Source organism: Flavimobilis rhizosphaerae, assembly GCF_014852685.1.
In the GTDB taxonomy this organism is placed as follows: Bacteria; Actinomycetota; Actinomycetes; order Actinomycetales; family Cellulomonadaceae; genus Flavimobilis; species Flavimobilis rhizosphaerae.
This window is the reverse complement of the sequence record NZ_JACZDF010000003.1, coordinates 84,983-102,429: the sequence shown is the minus strand read 5'-3', so window position 1 is coordinate 102,429 and position 17,447 is coordinate 84,983. Positions and strand designations below refer to the sequence as shown.

General features: G+C 65.9%; 9 protein-coding genes. 1 reads left to right on the top strand and 8 read right to left on the bottom strand.

Translation table 11 applies throughout. The annotated features are described in order from the left end of the window. Positions 1-55: 55 nt before the first annotated feature. The 3 genes from IGS67_RS06750 to IGS67_RS06740 form a co-directional block, all read right to left on the bottom strand. Entirely contained in the window at positions 56-499 is a 444-nt protein-coding gene (locus tag IGS67_RS06750) for a very short patch repair endonuclease (RefSeq protein ID WP_328741878.1), read from the bottom strand. Beyond that, positions 496-1,899 carry a DNA cytosine methyltransferase gene (locus IGS67_RS06745; protein WP_192279062.1) on the bottom strand — a complete coding sequence of 468 codons (1,404 nt, stop codon included), beginning with the start codon at positions 1,897-1,899 and terminating at the stop codon, positions 496-498. Before IGS67_RS06745 ends, IGS67_RS06750 begins: the two co-directional genes overlap by 4 nt. A gap of 172 nt (positions 1,900-2,071) precedes the next feature. Continuing rightward, positions 2,072-3,493, bottom strand: a complete 1,422-nt coding sequence (locus IGS67_RS06740; protein WP_192279060.1) for a hypothetical protein — start codon at positions 3,491-3,493, stop codon at positions 2,072-2,074. 225 nt (positions 3,494-3,718) lie between these two features. On the opposite strand from IGS67_RS06740, the gene IGS67_RS06735 reads away from it, so the two are divergent. Next, on the top strand, positions 3,719-3,913 hold the full coding sequence (locus IGS67_RS06735; protein ID WP_192279058.1) for a hypothetical protein: 195 nt from the start codon (positions 3,719-3,721) through the stop codon (positions 3,911-3,913). Positions 3,914-3,993: 80 nt separating this feature from the next. Here IGS67_RS06735 and IGS67_RS06730 read toward each other — a convergent pair whose 3' ends face one another. Genes IGS67_RS06730 through IGS67_RS14340 form a run of 5 tightly spaced genes read right to left on the bottom strand, consistent with a single transcriptional unit; the run spans position 3,994 to position 17,193 of the window. After that, positions 3,994-5,898 carry a DUF262 domain-containing protein gene (locus IGS67_RS06730; RefSeq protein ID WP_192279056.1) on the bottom strand — a complete coding sequence of 635 codons (1,905 nt, stop codon included), beginning with the start codon at positions 5,896-5,898 and terminating at the stop codon, positions 3,994-3,996. Positions 5,899-5,915: 17 nt separating this feature from the next. Then, complete coding sequence (drmB, locus tag IGS67_RS06725; protein WP_192279054.1) at positions 5,916-7,610, bottom strand: DrmB family protein; 1,695 nt, start codon at positions 7,608-7,610, stop codon at positions 5,916-5,918. Further along, positions 7,597-10,752, bottom strand: a complete 3,156-nt coding sequence (locus IGS67_RS06720) for a helicase-related protein (RefSeq protein WP_192279052.1) — start codon at positions 10,750-10,752, stop codon at positions 7,597-7,599. The genes drmB and IGS67_RS06720 overlap by 14 nt, the downstream gene beginning before the upstream one ends. After that, on the bottom strand, positions 10,742-12,505 hold the full coding sequence (locus IGS67_RS06715) for a UvrD-helicase domain-containing protein (RefSeq protein WP_192279050.1): 1,764 nt from the start codon (positions 12,503-12,505) through the stop codon (positions 10,742-10,744). Before IGS67_RS06715 ends, IGS67_RS06720 begins: the two co-directional genes overlap by 11 nt. Continuing rightward, the gene (locus tag IGS67_RS14340) at positions 12,493-17,193 is read right to left on the bottom strand and encodes a DEAD/DEAH box helicase (protein ID WP_192279048.1); all 4,701 of its coding nucleotides are present in this window, start codon (positions 17,191-17,193) and stop codon (positions 12,493-12,495) included. The genes IGS67_RS06715 and IGS67_RS14340 overlap by 13 nt, the downstream gene beginning before the upstream one ends. Positions 17,194-17,447 lie beyond the last annotated feature (254 nt).

Genomic DNA, 17,447 nt, shown 5'->3' with positions numbered 1-17,447 from the left:
ACGACCCCGGTGCCGGTGGTGGGGAATCATCGGTACCGGGGTCGACCCATGCCGCCTACTTCGCTGAGACGACGATGCGGATGTGGTCCGCCGCCGTGTCGGGGTCCTCGTGCTCCCACACCCGGACGACGGTCCAGCCCGCGTCCGTGAGCAGGCGGTCGGTGTCGCGGTCGCGGGCTGCGTTGGCCGCGAGCTTCGTCGCCCACCAGCCGGCGTTGGCGTGCGGTTGTGTGCCGTGCTCGGGGCAGCCGTGCCAGAAGCAGCCGTCGACGAACACCGCGACTTTCGCGCGCGTGAATGCGACATCGATCGTGCGCCGACGGTTGCCGGGGACCGGGTAGGTGACCCGGTAGCGGAGACCGCGTGCGTGCAGCGCGCGGCGCAGTGCGAGCTCAGGGGCGGTGTCACGCCGGCGGGCGGCGGACATGCGGGCGGAGACGGCGGGCCCGCTCGCACCGGGGTGCGCGGGGACGTGCTGCGGCACCGCCGCCGAGGTCACAGCAGTCGCGTCTCGGCGTTGCGGTCGGCGTAGCGCTGCTGTCCGCGAGCCAGGGCGATAGGAAGGACCTCGTCGGGCGTCTTGGGTGCGTCGTCTCGGACAGCCTTGAGGATGGTGCGCCCGGCCTCGGTGGTCTCGAGAATCGCCGCGTCGCGCTCGACGTGTGCCTTGAGGACGTGCCAGACGGCGCCGACGGACACACCGTTGCCGAGCTGCTTGTACGTCTGCGCATCCCGCTGGGTGCCAAAATCGAACTTCGCCGGCAGCCCTTGGAGGCCAGCCGCCTCCTGGGGCGTGAGCCGGCGGCGGAGCGGACCGAGGATCGGTGTCTGCGTGATGGCGACGAGCGCCGGCAGATGCGTCATCCGCTTGGCGCGGATGCCCGACGGCCGCAGCTGCAGCGCGCAGTCCCAGAGGGATGCCGCGCCCTGTGCCTGCCACTCGAGTTTGCGGCGCGACGGCGGGAACTCGTGGACGCGGTGGCGCGTGCCCCAGGCGTCGAGGATGTCCTTGTGCCGGGTGTAGAGCTCGGCGTTCTTGCGCAGGAAGTTGGCCTTCCATGCGGGGACGCCGACGTCGATCTTCAGGGTGTCGAGGTCTGCCCACTCGTCGAACCAGATGGGGAAGCCGGGGAGCTTCGCAGCGTCGCCGTGCTTCTCGCGCTCGGCCTCCCAGATGCGCTGGACGAAGTCGTCCCAAGCGTCGATCCACTTGATCTCGTCAGCGGAGAGTGCGTAGCGGGGGTCGTCGACCTCGGTCGCGAGCGGCAGGTCCTGCGTGAGGTCCCACTCCTCGTCGCCCCGCTCGGAGAGGTGCTTGACGGGGACCGGGACGTCGTCGTGGTCGAGGATGTGGTCCGGGTCGTACGTCGCGGTGATGAACACGCGCTCACGGACCTGCGGGCGACCGCCGCGCTCGAGCGGGAGCAGGTGCGGCGAGAAGACGGCGGGTGCCTCGGAGACGCGGTAGCCCTCGGCGCGGAGGAGGTCGATGATGACCTCCCACTCGTGGCGGTGGCGGGGGCCGGCGAGGTTCCGGACGTTCTCGAGGATGACGACCGTCGGGTGGTGCGCCTCGATGATCTTCATGATGTTGAAGAACAGCGTGCCGCGGGTCTCGTCCATGCCGCGCTGCGCACCCGACTTCGAGAACGGTTGGCACGGGAAGCCTGCTGCGAGGATGTCGTGAGCGGGAACAGCCATGACCTCGTCGTTCGCGACCTTGGTGATGTCGCCGAGAGGTGAGTGGCCCCAGTTGCGCTCGTAGACCGCCGCCGCGGCCTCGTCGATCTCGACCGAGTAGACGCCCGTCCCGCCGAACGACTCGAGGGCGGCCGCGAACCCGCCGATGCCTGCGAACAGGTCGATGTAGGCGAAAGCCGAGGTGGGGGCGGTGGGCATGACTGTCTCCGAGGCGGTGGAGCGGCGGTCGCACGGAGCGAGCAGCTGAACAGGTGTACGAGCTGAAGCTCAGCTTAGCAGCTTTTTCGAGGCTAGTCGCGTCGTCCACAGAAAGTCATCCCCCTGTGCGTGGCGCTCGCCACGTCGGCACGGAGGGCGCGGATCTTAGCGCCTACACCGAGTGCGACGAGATGAGCAGCCGCTCGCGCGCGAGGGCGAGGTTCATCGAGTACTTGGGCCGCCGTTCCCGGCCGGTCGCCGCGTCTCCGACGGGTGCCTGCCGGCCCTGCGACTGGTGCTTGAGCGCGCCCGCAGCGATTGCCGCGTCGAGCGTCGGTGTGTCCGGGATCCAGAAGCACTCGATCCGGGTCGGGACGAACGCGGCCTTGCGCATGCGCGACCGTCCGCTGTTGGAGCGCGCGGTCTTCACACCGGCGAGTGCCTTCTGCTCGCGCTGCCACTCGACGAACTCGCCGTCCTCGTCCATGACCGCTGTGCCAGACATGATGATGAACCCGAGGCCCTGCTCGGCCACGGACGTGCGGATCGCCTCCTGGTCGTTGAGGACGACCGTCGACGGCTCGCGCGTCTCCCGGCCCTCGGTCGGGAACTGCTGCACCGCGGTGTGCGCCTTGAGGTCCCACGCCCTGTAGAGCGTGTAGTCGAAGGTCGTCGCGCCAAACTGTGCTCGCGGGGGATCTGCGGGCGGCGGGAAGAGCTTCTCTAGCGTGAGGATCGCTCGGGCCTCGAAGTAGAAGCCCTGCCACTCGTTGTCGTTGGCCCCACGGAGGCCGTTGCTGCGCAGCCAGGTGATGGCGTCGCGGCCGTCCCACGGCCAGCGACGGATCTCCGACGCGAGCGCGGCCGCGAGGGCATCCCCCTCGGCCTCGGCGTCCGTGACCATGCTCGTGGCGAGCGAGGACCCGAGCCTGCCCAGCCGGCGTTCGGCTCCGGCGAGGATCGTGTTGAGCCCGAGCAGCGAGATCGTCTCGCCGGTCGAGCTGCACTCGTCGGTCCAGCCGACCTCGAGCGCCTCGGCGAGGCTCCGGCCGAGCCGCGTCTTTGTCGACCTGTCGAGCGCGACTCCAGGCAGGAGACGGTCGGCGAGGTTCGTGAGAACCGACTTCCGCTCCTTGCTGCCCGGCCCGAGAGTCTCGCGCGGAGCGCCCGTGAGCGCTGCGATGCGCGTGACGGCCTCGATCTTGGAGATCGCCGGCTGAAAGCCCGCCCACTCGAGCCCGACTAGGGTCGCGGTGGCCTTCGGTGGGAGCGGGCGGAGCGCGCCGATCCGCCGGGCGTCAGTCGCGGCCTCGAGAAGGTGGTTGAGGCCGTCGAGCGTGACTGTGTTCCTGTGCGTGTGGAGCTCGGCGATCCACGGGATGTCGAATGCGGACGCGATGACCTCGCCGAGGTGAGCGGTGGTGACAGTCATCTCCGCGTAGAGGCCCATGGCGTCACTGAGCGCGACGAGCGCACGCTTCTCGCCGCGCGTGCTCGGCGCGGTGCCAGTGAGTGTGTGAAGACGGAGGATCGCCTCGGCGGGGCTGGAGGCGGGGCGGTGGCTCCGTGGCTGCGCCTTATCCTCGACGGCCATCTGGATCTTCCCCTGTCGGTCGGCCCGGTGCTGTGCGATCCGAGTGGACCGTCACTCTGGCGGCCGTTGGTTGTGCGCCTGCCCGACGACTATCGGGCTGGTAGGCCTCTGGGATAGGTTAGACGAATGAGCGGAAAGCGAGCGCTGATTACATCGATCGCGCACTTGGTGGGAGTCTCTGACCCTGGCCTCGGTGTTGGGTCTTCGGTATACAAGAGTCTCTTTGTGGACGTCTCCAAGAGGCTGGGGATTGACCACATCGGCAGCATGCCCGAATTGGCGCAGAGAATCGTCACCAAAGCGAACCTCCCGTACCGCGCGGATCTTTTTGATAGCCGATTGACGCCGTCGGGGGGCGGAGGAACCGTGACTCTGGACGGATTGAAGCAGATCTTGACTGCTATCAAGAAACTGCTCTAGCGGGGATGCCTTCGCCGGGTGGCCCGTCGATCAGCCCTTCGATCTCGCAGCCCATCGCTCTTCGAACACCTCCTTCGGCGCTAGTCCGAGGAAGCGATTGCCCGCAGCCCAGGGATCGACGTGTCACCGAAGAGTGACGCGGCGCCCACGTGCGCGGCCTCATTGGGGACGTCGAGTACCGAGAGCATCTCGAGCGCCACTCGTGCTTGGAACTCCCACTGCACGTTGGTCTGTGTCTTGCGTGGCTTTGACCAACTGGTCGCGGAGAGCTCGGCGAGCCTGTCCTCGTGGAGTCTCATCCGGTCGGGGAGTTCGGGACCGAGCACGGGGGCTGCGAGTACCAGGGGTACGACGCTCGCCACGAGAGTGAGGTCCTGCCATCCGCGGGCGCCTCGGAACGAGGGTGCCCAGTTCTGCATCCCATGGTGCGTCTGGAGAGCAAAAGCGATAAGGCCGACGGCCTCGCTCGCCTTGCCTCGGCCTCCCAAGGGGTGGCCGGGGTCCGAGGCGATTTCCATGAGGTGGTTGATCTGTTGCGCCGTCGCAAGCCTGCGCGGGGCGCCGTCGGGCCCGGTGCACGAGATCAAACTCGTCGCCATGATCCACGACAGGATCTTCGTGCGCTTGAACCGCGATCGGCTCACCCCGTAGTCGTCGAAGATCTGCTCGATCGATGACAGGGAGTCGGTGGGCTTCTCGTTGAAGCGTGAGGCTCGCAGTGGTGCGGTGCGGTCCCCGGCTGCAGTTGCCAGGACTCGCATGAGCGGGATGTCGTGGTAAACCGCGTTCCGGATCTCCTCAGCGTTGAGGTGCTTTCCCTGGCGGTTGTAGATGTTGAAGACCTCGTGGATCTGCCGGGGGCTGGCCTCGGTGTACTCGATCACGGGGATCTGGTAGTCGCTCGGGCCTTCGAAGAGTTCTCGGATCGGCCCGATAGAGCCTGCGACGTCAACCGTCTCGTCAGCGATCTCCGTGTAGTAGCGACCCGCGAAGTCTGCGAGTGGGCTTGAGGCGCCATGCGACAGGCCAAGGTCGGGAGCGAGCTTGAACGGGAAGTAGAGTTCCTTCTCCTGCGTGAGGGTGAGGGCTCGCCCCATCACGCGACGCCAGAGCTGACGGAACGCTGGATAGTCGGTCGAGAACGTCTCGAGCCACGGGTGTGCAGGGTGTGCCTGGGTGAGGTCGGAGAGCTGTTGGAGCGCGATCGGGTGCCGGCCAATAAACCTGAGAATCGTCGAGAGTCGCTGCTTCCCGTCGACGACCTCGTAGTTGACGGCTGAGCTAGTGCGGGGGTCGAGGACGATGATCGACGGAAGCGGGATGCCCCGAAGCACTGACTCGATGAGGAGCTGGGCATCCTTCGAGGGCCACACGTCACCGCGCTGGTACGTCGGGCTCAGGTCGAGCTGTCCATTCTCCGCACGGATTGCAAAGTCGCGGATCGCCCAGGTCGTGGCGCGCGCCCGGATGGGTCCTGACAGTGAGGCTTCGGCAATCTCCTCCCACGCAGTGACCCAGTCCGCTGTCGCAGCGCTGCGGCCGAGAACTTCGAGGTCGTCGAGGAACCGATCACGAAGGGCTGCGGCTCGCTCGAGGTGAGACGTCAGCACTTCGAGCCCATGCAACGTGAGAACGGCATCGTCCGCTTCTGAGACCAGCCTGTCGAGCGACGTCGACGGCGCGATTCCCTGGAGCAGACGGCGCACGACATAGTTGGCGCCATCGTCGAGATCAAGGGGCTCGTCGAGCCGGAGCCAGTCCTGGATCTCGACGATCCCGGCGATCCACGAGGCGTCGCGGAAGCCCACGGAGGCAGCATCGATCGAGCTTCGCTTGTCGAACTCGCTCGGGGTCGCCGGCGTCTCGCTCAACGACACGATCAGAGCAGTTGCCGACCGCATTGCCTCATCGAGCTCGTCGCCCACCACTGCCGTCACCCTGTACCTCGCCCTGTCCTCAGCCAGCGTGCACCGTTCAGTGCGCACTAGTTCGCGCTAATACGCTACTCCAGGACGCCGACAAGACCGACCTCCGGGTCGCTCAACGTCCCTATGACGGACACGCGGTCAAGATGGCTGTTGCGGTCCTCGCAGCTTGTTTCGGGCAGGAGGAGGCACGCGTGGCACGCCGCAAGATTGAGGCCGTCGGCACCTGACCCGCGGGACTCCGAGCACACGGGATCCGCTGAGCACCAGGAGATGCGGTCGATCGCGTTGCGCAGAGTCGTTGCGAACCGTTCCGTCTTCGAGAGAGCCGCAAGACCACCGAGGCTGCCAGCGGAGTCGGAAGATGCCGTGTAAATGAGGAACCCAGCTTGATCCGATTCCGCATAGACTCGTTCGCGCAGCGATGACACCGGATAGCCAGCGTCCAGGCTCAGCTCCTGCAGGACCGCGTGCGCCAACGAGTGGATCGCGATATACCGGGCCGAGAGCTTGATCGGGTCGTCCTGGGACTCTGCACGCGCTGCAGCTGTGGCGATCATCGCGGCGCGTCCTTGGGCATGCGGGCTCTCGCTCCATGCGCGGACCAGGGACTCATCCAAGCGGACGAAGATTCCCTCGCCGAGCACCTCGACCGCCGGAAGCCACGCGCATGGTTCGAGCGAGAGTGCTCCGCGGTTCTCGGGGGCCTCGGTCGGGGTCACTCTGCTGAAGGAGTGCAGTGCGCGTACTTCGCGAAGCCGAGGGACTGAGCTGACCTGTGCGACGAGGTGTGCGATCTCGTCGTCTACGTCGACCTCGAGGCAGACAAAGTTGTCGCCGGAGCCGGTGCCCGGGCTCCCCGCTACCAGGGCGGCGTACTCCTCCGCACGCAACTCCGACTCGGTCGGCTGTGCCTGCGAGGCAATACCGCGCCGGCGTTCGACGAGTGCCACGACCGCCTGGGTCGGGACACCCTTGGGCTTCGAGGTGCTTTCGACCGCGTTGACAAGCGCCTCGCCGTGGAGATTCTCCAGCACCGGCCAGAGCCTGCTGACAAGCTCGGCGGTCGGACCGGTCCATGGCGGGATCGAGATGGTAGATCTCGTCGCCGGGAACCAGACGTTGGCCGAACCTCGCTGAAGCGTTCTGAGTTGCTGCCTGCATTCAACGGGCTCCGCGCCGGGCAGCCACGGCCTCCTGCCGGAGCACGACTTGATCGGGAGCAGGGCCGATCGATCAAAGGCGCCTTGCATTGAGACGGGGCGAACGTTGCACGTGCAGTGGATCTCGATATCGGCGAGCGACGACGACATGCCGCGGGTCTTCAGCGACATCGTGTGCTCATCGGACTCCTGCGTCTGACCGCGGTGCAGCCACTGGAAGTACGGGAAGTCCTCGATGTGGCCCGCCTCGCAGCACGCGACGAAACGGGAAGGCGTCAGTGGCTTTACGCAGTTCTTGCACTCCGCGTCGCGAGCCGAGCCTCCAAATTCCCAAGGGCGACCGAGCCGACGGCAGCCTGAGCAGTAGTGGACGAGCGGGAACCGAGAGACTGGGATGTCGCGCTTTCCCCCGGCGGGCGGCGCCTTAAACGTTGCGACACCCAAAGATCTTGCAAGCCGGGGCTCCTCGACCTCGGTGGCGAACCGCTCGTTCCAGGAGTCGATCCCACAGATGATGAAACTCTGGTCCCCGGCCGGGATCAGCGAACCCACGCCGTAGGTGAGAATCAGCTGGGACTGCCGAGCCTTGCCGATGTCAGTCGTCGCCACGGTTCCTCCTGGGGTTGCTGGCGAGATAGAGCTTGCTCTCGCGATCGACGTTGCGCAGGCTTGTGAGGGTCTGCCACGGGGCATCGCGGACAGGGAATGCGTCGTCGGAGTCGGCGCCCCGGCTCTTTCCGTCTGCGGGCACGCACAGAGCGTGTTCCGCCCCGAACCAGCCGGCGTACTTGCGCACGTCGTTCGTGTCGACACCAGCGGTCCAGGCGTCGATGAGATCGTCCAATGCGTGCTGAACGTCGCGACGTGATTCGGGAGAGACGCTTCCGACTCGCTGCAGGATGATGTCGACGACGTCGTCGAACTTCCCGGAGTCGACCGGGACGGCAACGCTCGTATCGGCGGAGGACCCGTCGATCGTGTGGCGGGCGAGCGCCACGAGCACGCCGTGGAGGCCGCGATCGATCGCGCGCGGTGCGAACGGCGTGGCTCCAGTCGCCTCGACGTGCTTGTACAAGGCACGGTGGTAGTTCGTGAACGACTCGAAATGCGAAAGGTCACGCGAGCGAGCGGCGTTGAACATGGTGACGACGAGTCCCGGTACCTGACGGCCCACGCGTGATGTCGCTTGGATGTACTCAGCCGTCGTCTGTGGCTGCCCCATGACAGCCATGAGACCGAGCCTGTCGACGTCGACCCCCACCGAGATCATGTTGGTGGCCAGCACAACTGCGGGGCTGCCTTCGGACGGATAACTTGTCCCGAGTATCTTGAGCTCCTGCGGGATCTCGCTCGACTTCTTGCGAGACGTCATCTCTCGGGGGACCGCGATTGCTCGTGGTGTCTTCCCGAGAGAGTTGGCGACGACACCAATCCTGTCGGGTACGTCATCGATCGCCTGGATGAAGGCTGCGCCGAGCACGCGGAGGCTGTTGAAGTACCCGAGCAGGGTCCAGTAGGCGTCACGGACTTCCGGGGCTGCCTCCATGGTGGCGCCGGCCTGGAGGAGCGCCGCGTACGTCCGGATGAGCAGAGTCGCATGACTCGTGCCTGGGGCCATGACCCCGACGTACTTTCGGGTTCCCTTTTCCTCAGGCGACGCATCGACGGCGAAGTAGGAGTCGCCAGCGTCGATCCCGGGCGGCGGAAACTGCCGGGTCTCTCGGTCGAACACCGCCTGTACCTGCTCCGACGCACGCCTGATCGTCGCGGTGGAGGCCACGAGCTTGGGGCCAGCGGCCCCCGTCGCCAGGTGTTCCACGACAGTCTCGTAAAGGCCTACGAGACTGCCCAGAGGTCCACTGATGAGGTGAAGCTCGTCCTGGACGATGAGGTCCGGCGGCGCGAAGGTCCCGTCGGTCGAGAAGAGTTTTCCTGCGTCGGCGTTCCAGGTCATCATTGCGAACTTGTCGACGGTCGCTACGACCAGCGAGGGCCGTTCACGGTAGACGTCTGAATCGACGACGTGGATGGGCAACCCATCGCGGAACTCGCAGGTGGGTGCCGCGCACGAGATCGTCAGCTTGTCCTTGCGCTTGTCGGCGTCGTAGGCACTCGACGGCAGTGCGGTCCCGCACCACGGGCACTGAAGAATGATCCGTGGGTCTCCCTCGCCGGCGTCCTCGGCATTGTCCGTTCGGCGCAAGGCCGTTGCTGCGTCAGAGACGTTGTTGGGCGTCGCACCCTGTCCGAGCCAGACACCGATCGAGATAGGCGCCGACGACGGCAGGTTGTGGCGCCGCCACTCCTCGAGGGCGCAGATGAGGCCAGCGGCACGCTCCGTCTGCTGGATCGTCAGAAGGCGCAGTGTGTAGCGCATGATGACGGCGACGCCGCCACCTTCGCCCGGCAAGCCGCGCAGGCGACGGAGCAGGATCGTGAAGGCGATGAGCCCGAGGTAGGCCTCGGTCTTACCTCCTCCGGTCGGGAACCAGAGAAGGTCCGCGAGCTTGCGCTCGGGGGAGTCTGCGTCGGCCGTCCCGACAAGGTTGACGAGGATGAACGCGAGCTGGAACGGCCTCCACGAATGGCTCTTGTCCGAGGGGACCTGTTCTCCGCCGCGGAACATATCCTGACGGCTGCGCTGGGTCTGCATCGCAAGATTCATGATGCGGAACGCTTGCGCTGCGTCGGGATCTGAGTCGAGAAGCGCGATACCCGCTCTCATCCTGTCGATGGCGCGGCGTGCCTCCACGATGTGGCGCGCGGCAGCCTCGGCATGATCCTTCCCGTCGACCTGGCGGGTGCCGAGGTTGGTAACCCACTGCTCGTAGCTGTCGACGAGCTCATGCAGAAGGGTGCGGTCATCGCTTGCACCCAGCACGGGCATCGCAAGCGTGGGCAGGTCCGCACGGTCGGCCTTCGCCAGCGGGAGGTCGTGCTCGGGAAAGAACGTCGTCGTCAGGTGTGCGACCGATGGCCCCTCGGCCCAAGTCACCGAACACGCGTGCCCTGTCGCGAGGTTCTGCTGGTCGCGATAGAGAAGGTCACCGCTTCTTTCGTCATCGTCGAGGCGCCGTCCGTTGTGCGGCCGGCGGTCGGCGAAGTGGCCCCCCACAGCCGAGACCGAGAGCTGGGGCTGGAACCAGCACTCGCCAGCGTTTCGATCGGTACCGCTGGTCGGAGTCGAGTTGACGAGCGCGAGCGTCATGCTTCGTGAGTCATGGCGCAGCGGTCGAGTGACGACTCGGAGCTCGAGTCCGGGCACCACGAGGATGGATTGCACGCCGCTGGTGATGGCGATCGTCACGCTCTCGTGGATCGCCTCGCGTGCCCACGGCCGGGAGTCGTGCCCGCCCCTACGGTGCAGTGTTCTGTCCGGCGCCTCGGACGGTGGCGCAGCCTCAGCGTCCTGTGCGACGTAGCGAGCCGCGTCAATCTCCACGATGAGCTGCGTCGTGCCACCGGTCACAGCGAATGTCAGTCCCATGGAAGCAGGGCGCTTGCGACGAGCGAGAGCGATTCCGGGGTCTGCACTTCCAGCACCGTCCGGTTCGGTCGCATCCTCGAGGTCGGCCGGTGCCTCGGCATCGAGGTCGGCATGGTCCGCTGCAGGGTGCAGCACCCCGACGATGAATGCCTCGAGGGGGTCCTCGTGGATGACATCGTTGCTCGGTGACCCCATGAGGTCGGCCGTGAGTGCTTCGACCATATAGCGGCGCGCTTCGTACCAGGGCGAGAGGTCAGTCGTCATCGTTGTCCTTCCACTTCAGGGTGAGCAGTCCGGTCAGAGCTGGCGCAAGCCACAGCCCATGCCTGCCTGTAGGGCCGTCGTCCTGGGGAAGGCCCGCCGCAGTCGCCACCTGGGCAACCCGGCCATCCGCGAGTCGTGGCCAGGGAACCCGACCGTTGTCGACACGCCACCGCGCATCACCGACCGTCATGGCGAGTGCTTCTCCGAACGCAACGGATGTGAATCCGATGACGGTGCCGTGATGCCCGATCGAGTAGACCGGCAGATCGAAGGTAGAGAGTGACGGCGCGAGGTCCAGATCGATGGAGTCCCCCGGAGCGACGACCTCCGCGAGATAGCGCTGCGTCGCGATGCTCCCTGGGGCTGGAACGGAGCCATCGACATCCCCGTGGCGTATCTCAAACCCGAGCGTATGAGTCCGCTTGTAACCGCTACGGACCCATCGGCCGGACCGTCCGTTCATGAAGACATGGCGAGCCTCCTCGCCTGCGGCGCGAACGATGCGGTCTCGTGAACGGGTGAGGGCGACATAGCGGACGCGGGCTTCCGCTGCGGGCGACTCATCCGCATGGCGGTGCTCGCGCGGATCGACGAGGACGACGTTGTCGTACTCGAGTCCCTTCGACCGATGAACCGTCGAGACGACGATGTCGGCGACCGGCTCCGCCAGCAACTCCGGTGGGAGCCGCCGGGGCGTTCGAAGGGCTGCCGCGACGCGTGAGATCTCGAGCTCGTGCGCATACCCACCAGCGACCCGCCGGAGCGCGCGCCACCTGTCGTCGCCGTCACTGTGGGGGTGTGCGGCGAGGAACGTCTCACGGTCGATCGTCCGTGAAGGGTGATCCGCGAGCGACTCGGCGATCCAGCGCGCTGGTACCTGCGCATGCGCAGGCCGGCGAAGCTCGGCAGGGAACCCCGCCGAGGCCAGGGCCCCGGCGACCAGCAGCGCCTCGCCGTTGTCTCTCGTGAGGAACGCTGTCGTCCCTCCCCAACGGATTGCGAGCGGCGCTACCTGCTCGACCGCACCGCCCGGGACAGTCGCCGCGATCCTTCCGCCAGTTGCATCAAAAGGGTCGCCCGCAAGTACGGCGTCGCGAAGCGACACAGCGGCGACAGTGTCCCTGGACCGCGCGCGATACTGACCACGGAGCACGACCTGGCGGACCTCGCCCAGCTGCGCCGCCGTCGACAGCAGCTCTGCTGACGACATCGGGGCCTTGTCGGTCAGCTGGAAGTCGTAGATTCCCTGCGCCGGGTCGCCGAGGAGGCTGAACCCACACTCGGAAGGAAGCTGCCGGAGAAGCTCGAGAACGAGCTCAGCCCTGGTCCCGACGACGTCCTGGACCTCGTCGACGATGACGTGCGCCAGCCCATCGAGCCGGTCCCACCTCTCGGCTCGCAGCAGCCGAGTTGCGACCGCAATCCGGCGATCGAGGTTTGCCGGCAGGTCGTCGTCGAAGAGATCGAGGATCACCTCGCGAGCAAGCGAGTCCACGGTGCGAATCTCCGGGGACGGGCCGTCGAGATGGCGGAGGCGCCGTCCGACTGCATGCACGGCAGCGTTGGAGAAGCTCAGGACGAGAATCTCCTCCGAGGGATCAACGCCCTCCTCCTCGGCGAGCCACGCCACAAGCGCGGAGACCGTCTCGGTCTTTCCCGCGCCAGGCCCTGCGATCACCACCTGGCGCACGTCGGCATCGATGTGCGCGGCTTCCTCCTGCTCGGCGTCGAGCGCGGCCTCTACCGCTGCCACAGGTACTCGAACTCCTTGAATGCGAGCCGGTCACCGTAGGTGGCGAAGTTGTCCTTGACATTGACGATGAGGACCTCCTCCGTTCCGCCGTTTTCCTTGCCACGGAGGCCGCGGCCGATCATCTGCTGATATGTGTTTGGGCTGAAGGTGGGTCGGGTCACGTAGACGGCGTCAACCTTCGGCGCATCAAAACCCTGTGTTAGCACGCCATAGTTTGTGAGCACGCGAATGCGGCCGGCCTTGAACTCCGAGATGTAGTGGCGGCGGATGTTGGCGTCAGTGTTGGAACTGATCGACGCCGCCGGAATGCCGCGGTCTGTAAGAAGTGCCGCAATTGTGCGCGCGCTCTCGACGGTAGGAGTGAAGGCGATGGTCGTCCAGTTATCGGGGTGAGCCTCGATCGCATCGACGATGCGTAGCGTTCGATCGAGGCTTGCGCCGAGCTGGTCCTCCACAGTAGAAGGGAGCCACTTCATTTCGTCCAGAACCTTGACGTCGACGTCGCTGAAGTCTACGTCGATACCGTCGAGCAGCTTGTGCTGGACCCGGGCAAGAACCCCCATGTCTTGGAGCTCGAGTAGTTCATTGTTGGTGAGGAAGGCGCCGCGATCAAGCCGATTCTGATCGTACCGCTTCGCCAGTCGCTCAGTCTGTTCCGTATTGTCGGTGGTTGCCCCGCGGAAGGGAGTGGCGGTTAGGCCAATGAGGGATCCGCGCTTCTTCTTTCCTCTAGAAGAGCGGCCGAGCCACTCAAGGACATTCGTGTATATCGGTGCGATTGAAGTGTGAGCTTCATCAACGACGACAACCGATGGGTCGCGAAGCCATTCGTAGGCGTTGTCGGGGCGGGAAACAATCGAATTCAACTTGCTGACCGTTGCGATAACAAGCTGAAACGTTCCAGGCGCTGCTGCAACCTCGTTTGTCGTCCAAAGGCGACTCAGTGTCATTGGAGCGCGGGGGCCGATCGCTCGCCACACGTAGCTCCACGATTCGGCGGCTTGCTCGCACAGCTCGTCGGACTGAGCGATCCAGACGATCGGCTTGCTCTGATCGACGAGGCGATCCCGTAGGGCTTCGACGAGGGCTTGGACTGTGACGCGCGTCTTTCCTGCGCCGGTAGGTAGCCCAACGAGGCCGCGATCGAAACTATCGATGCCGCTGACCAGTGCTTTGATCAACTTCATCACATGGACTTGGTAGTCATGAAGGCCCTCAAGTTCAGCGGGTCCGTCGATGACTTCGATCGCTGGGCGTGGCGAGTTTGGGAACCCCGCCCATTCAGTGGGGAATCCGAGGTCCACGCAGAACCGACGGGACTCGTTGCGCCCCACCCATTCGCGTGGCGGGTTCAGCCCTGCGCTCTCGAGAGAGGGCCGCAATTTTGCCAGAATCTCGACGCCATGGGTGGCTCGAGCGAGCCTGGCGAGGCGGGTGGGCGAGGCCGCCCCCTCCTTCTCCTCAATCGCTTCGAGCGCCTGGTGAGGCACCGACCCGCGGAGTGCTTCAGCGCCGACCGCCGCAACAAGCCGTTCATCATCGCCGGTCGCCATGCGGATCCGCTGGCGATGCTCGTTCGCTTCCTGGGTGCGAATGAGCTCGAGCAGGCGGTCCGCTTCGCGGTCATTGAGGTGCTCGAGGGTGAGCACGCGTGCGATCTGGAGGAGCTGTGTCTTGGGGGTGGTCGCGGTGAGATAGAGAAGTTCTCCTTCTCGCAGGGCGGGGAGAGGGCGCGCCTTCTGACCGTCCGGCGTCGCGACCATCTTGACGATTCGGGTGCAACGCTGGACCCGGAGGGAGCGCTCCTCGTTGTCCCGGAGGTGTAGATCGATGGTGGGGAAGAGATCGAGCAGGTGCACCGGGTCGCCAACAGGCTCGGGGACGACCTCCTCCTGGAGCATGTCCTTGCCGTGGCGCATCCCGAAGTACTCGACAAGGCGTTCGACGTCGTCGCCCGATCCGACAAAGAGAGCCGGGACCTGAGCGTCCAGCATCGAACGGTAGGTGGACTCGTCGTCGGTGACCCCGATGTATTCGGGTGTGGTCGCTCGGCGTGTGTGGCCCACGCGAGCTACGAGCTTCTCAGGAGTATCGATCTGCCCACCAAGCCAGGTGTAGAACTCGGCACGGCGGCGGTCGTCCGCGTCGTCCGCCACCCATTGGTTCGCCTTCGTCAGGAGGCTCGTCCAGGCTTCTTGGTCGAGAGAGTCGGGGCCGTCTCCAACTTCCAAGAGCTTCGCGATGCGATCCGAGACATCGACTGTCGGGAGGACGCCGAACTCATCGTCGGTGGCTCGGATCGTGCGCTTCGGGCGCAGGGGGCCGAATGGTGTGTCGAGGAGCGCGTGCCGCCTGAGGAACCAGATCTCAGGAGCGATGGCGTTGAGGGTTCCATAAGAGGTGTTCGTCGAGTGGCGAACTGTCCATGATGGGGAGTCGCCCAACGACAGAATGTGGGTCGTGGCAGCGACACGCGCGGCGTCGCTCATGCTCGCCAGCGGTTCGAGCGGCCATGGTGGTTCGGCCCCGCTGACGATGATCTTTTCTCGGTCAGGCTTGCTTCCGGACTGCTTGGCGATGAAGTGGTCCTGGAGAGCCTCCTCGTGCTTGGCGCGCCAGGGCTCACGGGGGGTGCTGGTGCGACGCGTCGGGGCAGCGACTGCGCCGAGCTCGCGGAGCAGAGCGTCATCGGCCTCGTGGAACGACGGCGAGATGAGGCGATCGCCGTCGCGCCGGCCATCAGGCGGGACGATCGCACCCGCGAGGAAGACACTGTCGATCGCACGCCAATCGCCCTTGTGAGTGCGGACGAAGCAGCGCTTCTCGACGAGCCCTCCAAGGTCCTCACGGATGATCGCGGCGGCCGTATCGAGCGGCATCTCCCTGGTGGTGTGCCAGATCTTCGACCACACCTCTCCGCGGCGCGCAGGGTTCGACATGGCCTCGCGGGAGGTTGCGGTCCGAAGGTGCGCGTGGAGTTCCCCGGACCGATCGAAGACGACGACTCCGAGTGCGGAGAGCGCTGCACGCACGTCCGGCTGCGCGGCCAGCTCGCTGTCGACGAAGTCGTGCCCTTCCTCGTCTCCTGATACTCGGACAAAGACGCGGCCTCGCTCGGGGTGCTTGAACGTGCCGTCCTCGAGCCGGATCAGCCGAGCTCGAGCGACCCCCGCCTTGATCCGGGCGCCCTTGCTCGCGTCGAGGCGGTCGCTGTCTGCCACGATCCGAGCCGCGAGAAGGATTGCTTCCGCGGAAGCAGAGGCCGTCCGATCGGTTACGAGTGACTCGAGCCAGCCAGTGATATCGCTCGCAGGGCCGATGAGGCGTGAGAGCTTGAGCCTTCGCTCGTCGGATGTGGTGGTCTCGGGATGCACCCACTCGGTTGTTGGCGCCTGCTCGATCTCCGCCCATGCGCGGTACCAGGCGACATCGATCTCGTCAGGCCATCTGAGCTCCGAGGGAATCCGTAGCTGCCCGGTCCCGTCAGGGACCGACGGAACCGTTCGGAGGTGTCGGAAGATCGGTTCGTTGGCGATGTCGTCGGACCATCCTCGCGCCTCGCGGCCTCGGGCAGGGAGGACGTCGATCGCGGTGGCGGGGCGGGCTTCTGTCGTCAGGGCAGGCAGTGCGCGGCCGACGAGCTGTGGCAGTACTTGGGTGAGGATCTCCTCGTTGAAAGCTCCGGCGAGCAGCTGCGTACGGTCGTCGCTCAGGCGCCAGGGCGCGTTGATGTAGCCAGAGAGAGTTGTGCGGGAGTCGGTGGGGAAGTACGCCCAGAAGCTTCCCTCGCCGGGATCGTGAGGAACGCGGACGGCGTACTGGACGTCGACGACGTCGCGACCTGCGATGCGCCCGGCGTCCTCGATCGCCCGCACGCTCGGGCGGTGCTGGGCCTTGGCGAGTGCCCACGTGCTGGTCTCGGGTCCAACCTTCAGCGTGACGAGCCCGTCTGTCGCCACCGACTGGCTCACGGACGTCGACGTTCCCCGAGTGCCGTTCCGGCCCTCGGCCGTCTGGTCGACGAACGCCATGTTCGTGATGTGCGGCGAGAAGAGGACGAAGTCTCGGGGGAACTTCCGAAGCAGTGACGAAAGATCATGCTGTCCGACGAGTGGTAGCTTGATGATGGTCGACGCCCAGGGCATCAGTTCCGCGAGGTTCGGGTCGGCGGCTGCGGAGGAGTTGGGGTCTAGGACCTGCGCCAGTCGCATCGTCGGGTAGCGGGGAGACTTGTACCCGGCGTCGATGATCGTGTCGCGCGCCCACATAGCGTTGAACCCGAACGAGACTGACCGGCTGAAGATCTGGGGTTCGCGCGAGACTGCCAGGACCGACTTGAACCCGATGCCGAATCGGCCGATCCGGTCGTCCCCCTTGGGCGACAGATCCGACGCCATGACGGCCAGGACCCCCTCGTCCGTGAACGGCGCCCCGTCGTTCGCGACGTAGAGCGCGTTGTCGGTGAGCCGGACCTCGATCCGGTGGCCGCCGCTGCGAGCCGCATCGACCGCGTTCTGCAGCAGCTCGTGGATCTGGCGGTTGCTATATCCGCCTTCCGCTATCCGGAGCTCGTTGTTCGCGTCCTGCTCGACCCTGCTTGCGTCCTTCGCGTAGACGTCGAGGCATCGGTCAGTCTGCCGCCATACAAGGTCCGTCAGCGGCGAGTTGCCGCTCTCCCAGCCGTTCACGACTTGCTCTCCCTGGTACTCGATGTGCCAGGTGCCCGCTCCCGCCCTCCGCCGTTGGAGGTCCCCACAGGTGCCAGCTCCTAGCCTGCGCTTCCGTTCCGAAGACTCTCACGAGCCACCGACATTCCGGCGCGTTCAGCCGGATGGCTCGTCAAGAGAGACATCGGCGCTGGGGCTGTTCGGGTTGAGTGGCTAGGGGCTTGGGATGTGGCAGTTCGCGTGTTCCTCCAGGTCAGCGGGGGCCGGCTGTTGCT

Excerpts from the sequence above, each read along its gene's own strand:
- IGS67_RS06720 (WP_192279052.1), bottom strand. The coding sequence starts at position 10,752 with ATGACGACTGACCTCTCGCCCTGGTACGAAGCGCGCCGCTATATGGTC.
- IGS67_RS06740 (WP_192279060.1), bottom strand. The coding sequence starts at position 3,493 with ATGGCCGTCGAGGATAAGGCGCAGCCACGGAGCCACCGCCCCGCCTCC.
- IGS67_RS06745 (WP_192279062.1), bottom strand. The coding sequence starts at position 1,899 with ATGCCCACCGCCCCCACCTCGGCTTTCGCCTACATCGACCTGTTCGCA.